At 71.1% G+C, this 9770-nt stretch carries 9 protein-coding genes and 1 pseudogene; 3 read left to right on the forward strand and 7 right to left on the reverse strand.

The window, feature by feature from the left end:
• The 7 genes from AC27VN_RS22115 to AC27VN_RS22145 form a co-directional block, all read right to left on the reverse strand.
• On the reverse strand, positions 1–1042 hold a 1042-nt coding region (locus AC27VN_RS22115; RefSeq protein ID WP_490877910.1), incomplete at its 3' end, for a CaiB/BaiF CoA transferase family protein.
• Positions 1039–2190 (reverse strand): acyl-CoA dehydrogenase family protein, encoded by a 1152-nt coding sequence (locus AC27VN_RS22120; protein ID WP_413765702.1) that lies wholly within the window; start codon positions 2188–2190, stop codon positions 1039–1041. The genes AC27VN_RS22120 and AC27VN_RS22115, both read right to left, overlap by 4 nt.
• A gap of 42 nt (positions 2191–2232) precedes the next feature.
• Complete coding sequence (locus AC27VN_RS22125) at positions 2233–3438, reverse strand: acetyl-CoA acetyltransferase (protein WP_093346284.1); 1206 nt, start codon at positions 3436–3438, stop codon at positions 2233–2235.
• Positions 3419–4891, reverse strand: coding sequence for a 3-oxoacyl-[acyl-carrier-protein] synthase III C-terminal domain-containing protein (locus tag AC27VN_RS22130; RefSeq protein ID WP_490877911.1), 1473 nt, complete (start codon positions 4889–4891; stop codon positions 3419–3421). Before AC27VN_RS22130 ends, AC27VN_RS22125 begins: the two co-directional genes overlap by 20 nt.
• Positions 4888–5763: a MaoC/PaaZ C-terminal domain-containing protein gene (locus AC27VN_RS22135; protein ID WP_490877912.1), complete on the reverse strand. Its 876-nt coding sequence runs from the start codon at positions 5761–5763 to the stop codon at positions 4888–4890. Before AC27VN_RS22135 ends, AC27VN_RS22130 begins: the two co-directional genes overlap by 4 nt.
• Before the next feature lie 8 nt (positions 5764–5771).
• Positions 5772–6689, reverse strand: a complete 918-nt coding sequence (locus AC27VN_RS22140; RefSeq protein WP_093346277.1) for an SDR family NAD(P)-dependent oxidoreductase — start codon at positions 6687–6689, stop codon at positions 5772–5774.
• A gap of 100 nt (positions 6690–6789) precedes the next feature.
• On the reverse strand, positions 6790–7374 hold the full coding sequence (locus AC27VN_RS22145; RefSeq protein WP_490877913.1) for a DUF2889 domain-containing protein: 585 nt from the start codon (positions 7372–7374) through the stop codon (positions 6790–6792).
• Positions 7375–7515: 141 nt separating this feature from the next.
• Here AC27VN_RS22145 and AC27VN_RS22150 point away from each other — a divergent pair, with 141 nt between their 5' ends.
• The 3 genes and pseudogenes from AC27VN_RS22150 to AC27VN_RS22160 form a co-directional block, all read left to right on the forward strand.
• Positions 7516–8490, forward strand: a complete 975-nt coding sequence (locus AC27VN_RS22150) for a LysR family transcriptional regulator (RefSeq protein WP_177239409.1) — start codon at positions 7516–7518, stop codon at positions 8488–8490.
• 118 nt (positions 8491–8608) lie between these two features.
• On the forward strand, positions 8609–9592 hold the full coding sequence (locus tag AC27VN_RS22155; RefSeq protein ID WP_490877914.1) for a tripartite tricarboxylate transporter substrate binding protein: 984 nt from the start codon (positions 8609–8611) through the stop codon (positions 9590–9592).
• A pseudogene (locus AC27VN_RS22160) lies at positions 9579–9770 on the forward strand (hypothetical protein); the annotation flags it as partial. The gene AC27VN_RS22155 and the pseudogene AC27VN_RS22160, both read left to right, overlap by 14 nt.

Below are 9770 nucleotides of genomic sequence, written 5' to 3' on the forward strand. Positions count from 1 at the left end.
CGGGCACCGGCACGATCGAGCGCCGCGCGCGCACCTGCGGGTCGCTCACCACCTGGTCGATGCCGTAGATCGGCGCCAGCGTGCCGCCGGCCTGCGCGAAGGCGGCCAGCACCTCCTCGAGATCGCGCGCCGCGCACCAGTCGATGAAGATGCGGTTGAGCTCCTGCTCGTGCACCACGCGGCTCGCGTTGTCGGCGAAGCGCGGGTCGTCGATCAGCTCGGGCCGGCCGATGGCGCAGCAGTTGTTCGCGAACATCGAGTTGATCGAGCCCGCCATCGACACCCAGCGGTCGTCGCGCGTGCGGTAGACGGCCGAGGGCGCCGAATAGGGGCTGCGGTTGCCGCTGCGCGTGGGCACGGTGCCGAGCTGTTCGTAGACGCCGGGCATGAAGTCCAGCAGCCGCGTGATGCACTCGGTCAGCGACAGGTCGATCTCCTCGCCCGGCAGCGAGGGATCGCGCGCGCGCGGCCACAGCGCGGTCAGGATGCCGATGGCGCCGAACAGCCCGCCGATCGAGTCGCCCAGCGGCACGCCCGCGTGCATCGGCTCGCCGTCCGCGTGGCCGGTGACCGTGGTCAGCCCGCCCATGGCCTCGAAGATGCGCGCGAAGCCGGGCCGTTCCGAATAGGGCCCGGTCTGGCCGAAGCCGGTGACGCGCAGGATCACGAGGTTGGGCTTCAGCGCCCACAGCACCTCCTTGCCCAGGCCCCAGCGGTCGAGCGTGCCGGGTCGGAAGTTCTCGATCAGCACGTCGAACTGCGGCAGCAGCTGCTTGAAGAGCGCGAGCCCCTGGGGCCGGCGCAGGTCGAGCGTGCCGAAACGCTTGCCGCGCTGCGCCGCCTTCCACCAGATGCTCTTGCCGTCCTTGAAGGGCGGGAAGGCGCGCATGCCGTCGCCCTTGCCGGGCAGCTCGAGCTTGAGCACGTCGGCGCCGTAGTCCGCCAGCAGGGTGGCGGCGAAGGGGCCGGCCAGCACGGTCGCGATGTCGAGCACCCGCAGGCCCGCGAGCGGGCCGCTCCCGGTGTGGTTCTCGGCGCTCATCGGGGCACCAGCTGGCGGGCGATGATCTCCTTCATCACCTCGTTGGCGCCGCCGTAGATCTTCTGGCCGCGCGAATCGACGAACATGCGCCCGATCGGGTACTCGCGCATGAAGCCGTAGCCGCCGAACAGCTGCAGGCAGCGGTCGATGGTCTCGCATTCCTTCTGCGTGCCCCACCACTTGGCCATCGCGGCGGTGGCCGCATCGAGCCGCCCCTCCTGCTGCCAGCCGATGCACTGGTCGACGAACAGCCGTGCCAGCGTGGCCTCGGTCTTCATCTCGGCCAGCTCGAAGCGCGTGTTCTGCAGCTTGAACAGCGGCTGCCCGAAGGCCTGGCGCTGGTGCACGTGCGCCAGCGTGAGCTCGAGCGCGCGCTCCATGTTGCAGACGGCGCGGATGCCGATCAGCATGCGCTCGTAGGGCAGCTGCGACATCATCTGCGCGAAGCCCTGCCCCTCGGCCGTGCCCAGCAGGCTCGACACCGGCACCCGCACCTGGTCGAAGAACAGCTCCACCGTGTCCTGCGCCTTCAGGCCGATCTTGTCGAGCGGCGCGCCGCGGCGAAAGCCCGCGAGATCGCGCGTCTCGACCATCAGCAGCGACACGCCCTTCGCGCCCAGCGCCGTGTCGGTCTTCACCGCCAGCATCACCAGGTCGGCATGGTGGCCGTTGGTGTTGAAGGTCTTCGAGCCGTCGATCACGTAGTGCTCGCCATCGCGCCGCGCCCGCGTGCGGATGCCCTGCAGGTCCGAGCCTGCGCCGGGCTCGGACATGCCGATCGAGGCCACGATGTCGCCGCTGGCCATGCCCGGCAGCCAGCGCCGCTTCTGCGCCTCGCTGCCGTAGTGGTGCAGGTAGTGGCCCACGATGTAGTGCGGGCCGAAGCCCGGGCCGAAGCCGCACGCGGCGCTGGTCTCCACCAGCGCGGCCAGGTGCGCGTAGTCGCCATCGCCGCCGCCGTAGCCGGAGGGCAGGTCGGCCAGCAGGAAGCCCATCTCGCCCAGGCGCTTCCACACGCCGCGGTCGATATGGCCCTGGGCCTCCCAGCGTTCCACGTGGGGGATCAGCTCGGCCGTCCAGAAGCGGCGCGCGGTTTCCTGGAACTGCTCGACCTCGGGCGTTCGCCAGGGCGATCGGTATTCGTCCATCAGCACGGTATGTCTCCTTCGTGTTTTTCGTCCGGCGCCGCGTCAGGCGCCGTACTTGCCCAGCACCGACACGCTGCACACGTTCTGCCAGGGGAAGCCGCCCAGGTTGTGGATCACGCCGAGGGACGGGTCGTCGCTGCGCTGGCGGGCACCGGCGCGGCCCTGCATCTGCAGGTACATCTCGTAGGCCATGCGCAGGCCCGTCGCGCCGATCGGATGGCCGAAGCACTTGAGGCCGCCGTCGATCTGGCAGGGCATGGTGCCGTCGGCGTCGTAGAAGCCGTCGAGCACGTCGTGCGAGGCGCGGCCCTCGGGCGAGATGTGCATGTCCTCCATGGTCACCAGCTCGGTGATGGAGAAGCAGTCGTGCACCTCGAGCAGGTCGATCTGCTCGCGCGGGCGGCGGATGCCGGCCTCCTCGTAGGCGCGCGCCGAGGCCACGCGCGTGGTCTGGAAGTAGCTGCCGTCCCAGTCGTCGAACGAGGCCTCGCTGCCGCTGGAGACCGCGAGCTGCAGCGCCTTCAGCGCCACCAGGTCCTTCTTGCCCAGGCCGCGCGCGATGTCGGGCGTGGTCAGGATGGCGCAGGCCGCGCCGTCGGACACGCCGCAGCAGTCGTACAGGCCCAGCGGCTCGGCGATCATCGGCGAGTGGATGACGTCGTCCATGGTGATCGGGTTGCGCAGGTGGGCCTTGGGATTGCGGCCCGCGTTGGCATGGCTCTTCACCGACACGTGGGCGATCGCGCGCTTGAGGTCCTTCGCGTCGATGCGGTGCTTGGCGCGGTAGGCGCTGGCCAGCTGCGCGAACGAGCCCGGCGCGCTGATGTTGGGCCACACCATGTCGTTGAACGGGCCGCGCGGGCGCTGCGGCAGGCCGCCGTAGCCGGTGTCCTTGAGCTTCTCGATGCCGAAGGCCAGCGCGAAGTCGCAGGCGCCCGACGCCACCGCATAGGCCGCGCCGCGCAATGCCTCCGAGCCCGAGGCGCAGAAGTTCTCCACGCGCGACACCGGGATGTTCGGCAGCCGCAAGGTCACGCCCAGCGGCACGCCGCCGCTGCCCAGGTGCTGGGTCTCGATGCCCATGCCGAGCCAGGCGGCCTGCAACTGCTCCTTGCCGATGCCCGCGTCGGCCAGGCATTCGGTGAAGGCCTCCACCGCGAGGTTCTCGGCGCTGCAGTCCCAGCGCTCGCCGAAGCGCGAGCAGCCCATGCCGAGGATGACGACCTTGTCACGAATTCCCGTTGCCATGCGTGTTCTCCTGCGGACCTGCGACGGCCGCCTTCCAGAAATAGCGGACGTAGCCGCGGGCGGTGTCGACGGCCTTGATGCGGAAGCTCATGCGCATCGGCAGGCCGACGGCGAGCTGCTGCTCGTCCACGTCGGTGAAATCCATCATCAGCCGGCCGCCGCCCTCGAACTGCACCATGCCGTAGCAGGCCGGCGGGCTCGGCGAATAGGCCAGCCGGTCGGCGGTGTAGGTCATGACGCGCGCCGGCGTGTCGGCGAAAGGCAGGTCCTGCTGGGTGCCGGTGGCGCCGCAGGCCGGGTTGACGCAGATGTCGGTGCGCGGCCACTGCGCGGTGCCGCAGGCGCCGCAACGGCCGCCGACGAAGCCGTGCACCGTCTTGCGGTGGCGGTACTCCACGCTCAGCGGCGTGAGCTTGTCGTTCTCGGCGCGCATGCCGCGCTCCAGCGGCAACAGGTCGTTGAACACCAGGAACTTCATGTAGTTGTGCTCGGCGCTGCCGCGCGCCAGCCAGCCCTGCGGGCCGGTGCGCGGCGGCCGCGCGCGCAGCGCCTCGGTGGTGCGCAGCACCAGCACGTCCACGCCCTGCCCGAAGGCCACCAGCACCAGCACCTGGCCCGGTGCCGCCTCGCCCAGCGCATGCGCGAGCATCAGCAGCGGATGGGCCGCGCCGGCATTGCCGACGCTCGCGGCGAGCGTGTCGTGCAGGCGCTCGGGGGCGATGCCCGCGAGCTTGGCCAGGCGCTGCGGCACGCCCTTGTGCGGCAGCGCGATGCACAGCCGGTCGACCTGCGCCGCCGTCAGCCCGGCCTGCGCGAGCGCATCCGCGATGGCCGGCGGCACCTGCCGCAGATGGCCCTCCTCGCGGATCCAGCGCTCCTCCCAGTAGGTGTCGGTGGCGGCGCCGGCACCGCGGTAGTGGTCGGCCATGTCGACCGTGCGGCTCACCATGGCGAGCGGCTGCGCGATGACCTCGCCGTCGCCGACCAGCACCGCCGCGGCCGCATCGCCGTACAGCAGTTCCTGCGCACTGGCCACCTTGGCCTTGCGCCGGTCGCTCGCGACCACCAGGGTGCGGCGGCCCGCGCCGCCGCGCAGGGCCTGCATCAGCGCCGAGGTGGCGCCGCGCTGCGAGCCCGTGACGTCGATGGCGCCGACCTCCTCGCCGAGGTTCAGCGCCTGCGCGACGATGCTCGCGTTCAGGCGGCTCGCATAGGGCAGCGAGGTCGAGGCCAGCTGCAGGTCGTCGACCTTCGCCGCATCGAGGGCGCCGAGGCAGTCGCGCGCGGCCTCCACCGCCATCGTGACCGCGTCCTCGTCGAAGTTGCACATGGCGCGTTCGCCCGCGCGGTGCGCCGCCAGCGACCCGTCGAACCAGGCGTTGGCGCGCACCACGGCCTCGCGCTGCAGGCGCAGCCGCGGAACGTAGGCGCCGAAGGCCACGATGCCGTTCATCGCGCGCCTCCCGCGGCAGCGTCGATCACGGCCATGCCGTTGTTCAGCACCATGACCTGGCGCTCGAGCGCGGTCGCGCGAAAACGCACCTCGCCCTGCGAGCCCCAGATCTCGACGCGAATCGTCTCGCCCGGATACACCGGCGAGGTGAAGCGCGTGTCGATGCGCCGCAGCCGCTGCGGCACGTAGCCGCACAGCGTGCGCAGCAGCGCATGGCAGGCGATGCCGTAGGTGCACAGGCCGTGCAGGATCGGCCGCTCGAAGCCGCCGACGCGCGCCACCTCGGGGTCGGCATGCAGCGGATTCAGGTCGCCCGAGAGCCGGTACAGCAGCGCCTGCGAGGGCGAGGTCGGCAGGTCGCACACATGGTCGGGCGGCGTGTCGGGCACCTTGGCGGCCGTGGGCGAGGGGCCGCTCGCGCCGCCGAAGCCACCGTTGCCGCGCGCCATCACGGCCTGCTCCACCGTGGCCAGCAATTCCCCGTCGCTGTCCTCGAGCGTGCGCTCGACGAAGAACAGCGCCCCCACCTCGGGCCCCTTGTCGAGGATCGCCTTGACGCGCGTGCGCCCGATCACGGTGGCGGCCGGCGCGAGCGGCCGGTGCAGTTGCACCGACTGGCTGGCATGCAGCACCTTGCGCCAGTCGATGCCGGTGTCGGGCTCCTTCATCCAGAAGCCCGGGTAGCCGAGCACGGCGGCCTGGGTCGGCACGGCCTGCTGCCGTTCCTCGTAGACGAAAGGCAGCTCGCGCGCATCGAGCGGGTCGCGGCCGAAGCCCAGGCCCAGCGCGTAGAGGATCGAGTCCTTGGCGGTATAGCTCTGCGCCACCGGCGCGAAGCGGCGCTGCAGCAGCTTGTCGGGATCGAAGGCCATCGCGCGACTCACACCGGCGTCCATGCGAAGGCCTCGCGCGCGCTTTCCATCGGCACCAGGCTGGATTGCATCGCAGGCATGGCGTGCTCGGCGATGCTCTCGACGGTCCAGCCCTCCGAGCGGTGCACGGTGCGCAGCGGCCGCGGCTGGCTGAACAGCATGATCTCGTTCTTGCGCACACCGAAGATCTGGCCGCTCACCGCCGCGGCGAGGTCCGACAGCAGGTACACGACCATCGGCGCGATCTTGTCGGCCGTCATCTGCTTGAAGCGCTCGAGCCGGCGCTTCTGCTCCTCGGTCTCCGCGGGCAGGGTGCCGATCAGGCGGCTCCAGGCCCAGGGCGAGACGCAGTTGGAGCGCACGTGGCAGCGCGCCATCTCGAGCGCGATCGAGCGCGAGATGCCGACGATGCCGAGCTTGGCGGCCGAGTAGTTGGCCTGGCCGATGTTGCCGACCAGCCCCGCGGCCGAGGTCATGTGCACGTAGGCGCCCGACTGCTGCTCGCGGAACAGCATCGCGGCCGCGCGGCTCACGTGGTAGGTGCCCTGCAGGTGCACGTCGATCACCTGCTGCCAGTCGAGCGTGCTCATCTTGTGGAACATGCGGTCGCGCAGGATGCCCGCGTTGTTGACCACGCCGTCGAGCCGGCCGAAGTTGTCGATCGCGGCCTGCACCATGCGCGCCGCGGCGTCGGCATTCGACACGCTGTCGCCGTTGGCCACCGCCTTGCCGCCCTCGGCGCGGATCAGGTTCACGACTTCCGAGGCGGGATCGATCGTGCCCTCGCCTTCGCCGTCGGACGCGCCGCCGAGGTCGTTGACCACCACGCTCGCGCCCTGCCGCGCCGCCAGCAGCGCGATCTCGCGCCCCACGCCCCGGCCCGCGCCGGTCACGAGCACGACCTTTCCTTCCAGAACTCCTGCCATTTCGTCTCCTGTGAATGTTCGATCCGGTTCAACAACGAACGGGATGCGTTCAATGTAGGCAGCGAGGCCGCGCGGCGTACCCACGCGATGCGGATGGCAGCTATGCAGGTTTGGCGAAGGCCGGCCAGCGCCCGCGCGCGACCTCGCCCTCGGCGCGCAGCGCGAAGCAGCTGTCGAGCAGCGGCGGCCGCGTGCGCGCCGCGCCTTCGGGGTCGCTCAGCAGGCGCGCGCGGCGCCGCTGCTCGAACACCGGGAACAGCGTCTGGAACGCGGTGGTGGCCACGGGACCAAGCAGCTCGGTCAGGTGCGTGCAGCCGGCCGCGCCGCCGAAGCGCTCCTTCACGCGCGAGGTGAAGCCGGGCCCGATCGAGAGCCCGACCAGGGCCTCGTAGGACGCCCCGATGTCCATGCACTCGGCATTGGGCGCATGCTCGGTCCAGGCGCGCGCCGCGACGATGCGCAGGCCCTCGTCCACCGTGAGGCACAGGCCCATGCGGTGCATGAAGCGGCCCGCGGGCAGGCGCACGCGGCCGTCGTCGTGGTGCATCGGATGGGTCTTGACGTCGCTCATGCGCGCCTCGATGTCCCACAGGCCGTCGTCGCGCTCGTAGCCCTGGCAGAGCACTTCGCGCGTGTGGAGCAGGCGCCGCGCGGGCGAGGATGCAGGGTCGTTGGAATTCGTCATCGCGCATGCGACGCGAACCGCCGCTCTAGGGTAAATACCCGGACTCTAGAACCCGCGAAGCGGCCTCGCAGCCCTGCACCGCGCATGCCTGCTATGTGAAAATTGCAGGCCGCAAGTCCTGCTGCCGGGAGGAGACAGAAAGTGAAGTTGCTGGTTCGCGCGGCCGACGATCTGAAGATCGAAAACGTCTCGGCCTTCGTCGCCACGGCCGAATCGGGCAGCTTCTCGCAAGCCGCCCTGCTGCGCGGATGCTCGCAGTCCATGCTGAGCCGGCGCGTGCTCGAACTCGAGGAGCTGGTGGGCGGCCGGCTCTTCAACCGCACCGGCCGCGGCGTGCTGCTGACCGAGCTCGGCTCCTCGCTGCTGCCCGTGGCGCACGGCCTGCTCGACGGCGCCACCGGCTTCCTCGAGCTCGCCTCCTCCACCAACGAACAGCCCTCGGGCACGGTCGAGATCGCGCTGCCGCGCTGGGCCGCCGAAGGGCCGGTGTCGACGCTGGTGAACCACATCACCGAGCAGTTCCCGAAGATCCGGCTGGTGATCCACGAGAGCTACAGCCGCGACGTGATGGACCGGCTGGCCGCCGGCAAGCTCGACGTGGGCGTGTTCAACAGCTGCCATGCCGAGCCGCCCGCGCAGGCCCAGCTGCTGTTCTCGTCCGACCTGGTGCTGCTGGGCCGCCGCGACTCGCCGCTGATGCGCCAGCCCACGCTGCCGCTGTCGGCGCTCAGCGGCATTCCGCTCGTCATACCGCCCACGCCGAACCCGGTCGAGGCCGTGGTGCGCGAGATGGCCAAGGGCATGGATCTCGACCTGCGCGCCGACCTCGAGATCAACTCGGGCGCGATGATCCGCGACGTGGTGCGCCACAGCGGGCGCTACGCCATCATCCAGGTGCACCGCGTGGTCGACTACCTGTCGAAGGACGAGCGCGACCTCGCCAGCGCGCGCATCGTGAGCCCCGCGCTGACGCTGCACACCTTCTGCGCCACCGGTGCCAAGCACCGCATCAACCGCGCGAGCCTCGCGGTCGAGCGCTGCGTGGTGTCGGTGCTGCGCGACCACCACGAGCGCGTGCTGCGGCTGCTGCAGGCGCGCGAGACGCAGCCGGCCTGAGTACGCCCGGCACGGCCCGGTGCCCGGATCGCGCATAGCTGATTGCCCCATTCCGCATGGCTTGCGCGGGGTCCTGTCGCTATCGTGGAACGCGACAGGAACCACAGGAGACAAGACCATGCCCAACGCCAGGATCGCGTGGATCGCGGCCGCCTTCGCCTGCGCCTCGGTGCTGACGGCGACGCCGCCGGCCCGCGCGCAGGCCGCCGACTATCCGTCGCGGCCGATCCGCTTCATCGTGCCCATCGGGCCCGGCAGCAGCGGCGACACCATGACCCGCACCTTCGCCGAGCACTTCCGCGAGGTCGCGGGCCAGCCCGCGGTGGTGGAGAACAAGCCCGGCGCCGATCTCACGCTCGGCACGCAGGCCGCGCTGAGCGCGCCGGCCGACGGCTACACGGTGGTGCTGGTGAGCCCGAGCGCGACCGTGATCAATCCGCTGTTCGTGAAGAACCTGCCCTACCGCCCCGAGGACCTGCTGCCGGTGCTCAACATGACGCGCCACGTGGCCGTGCTCATCACCGCGCCCGACTCGCGCTACAAGAGCCTGGCCGACGTGGTCGCCGCCGCGCGGCGCGACAAGGGCGGCGTCAGCCTCGGCACCTACGGCAACACCTACCGCCTGGGCGCGCTCGACCTCGGCCAGCGCGCCGGCATCGCGTTCAACCACGTGCCCTACAAGGGCGCCTCGCAGGCGGTGACCGACGTGGTCGGCGGCGCGGTCGACCTCGCGCTGATGGACATCGCGGGCGCCGCGCCGCTGGTGAACGCGGGCAAGGTGCGCGCGCTGGCCGTGGCGGGCGCCACGCGCCATCCGCTGCTGCCCGAGGTGGCCACGGTGCAGGAGGCCGGCTATCCGGGCTACACGCTCTACACCTTCATCGGCTTCGCGATCCATGCCAAGACGCCGGCGCCGGTGGCGCGCAAGCTCGAGGAGATGATGCGCAAGGTGATGGCCGACCCGGCCGTGCGCGCGCAGCTCGCGCAGCAGAGCGGCGGCGAGGTGGTCGGCACCGGCCGCAAGGAATTCACGCAGCTGATCGCCGACGAGGCGGTGCGCTACCGCGAACTCGCGAAGCTGGTCGGCGATGAGATCCGCTGACACCCCCGAGGGCGCGGCGCCCCTGGAGCGCACGCTGCGCGAATCGAGCCTGCGCGTGCGCGACGGCATCGCCGAGCTCTCGCACCAGCGGCCCGCGGTGCGCAACGTGATGTCGCTCGAACTGCGCGCCGACTACATCGAGGTGCTCGAGCTGGTCGAGCGCACGCCCGAAGTGCGC

The organism is Variovorax sp. 20P10.2.4 (genome assembly GCF_058244205.1).

Bases quoted from the DNA above. Each gene is read 5' to 3' on its own strand.
- AC27VN_RS22120 (WP_413765702.1), bottom strand. From the start codon at position 2,190: ATGGACGAATACCGATCGCCCTGGCGAACGCCCGAGGTCGAGCAGTTC.
- AC27VN_RS22125 (WP_093346284.1), bottom strand. From the start codon at position 3,438: ATGGCAACGGGAATTCGTGACAAGGTCGTCATCCTCGGCATGGGCTGC.
- AC27VN_RS22130 (WP_490877911.1), bottom strand. From the start codon at position 4,891: ATGAACGGCATCGTGGCCTTCGGCGCCTACGTTCCGCGGCTGCGCCTG.
- AC27VN_RS22135 (WP_490877912.1), bottom strand. From the start codon at position 5,763: ATGGCCTTCGATCCCGACAAGCTGCTGCAGCGCCGCTTCGCGCCGGTG.
- AC27VN_RS22140 (WP_093346277.1), bottom strand. From the start codon at position 6,689: ATGGCAGGAGTTCTGGAAGGAAAGGTCGTGCTCGTGACCGGCGCGGGC.
- AC27VN_RS22145 (WP_490877913.1), bottom strand. From the start codon at position 7,374: ATGACGAATTCCAACGACCCTGCATCCTCGCCCGCGCGGCGCCTGCTC.
- AC27VN_RS22155 (WP_490877914.1), top strand. From the start codon at position 8,609: ATGCCCAACGCCAGGATCGCGTGGATCGCGGCCGCCTTCGCCTGCGCC.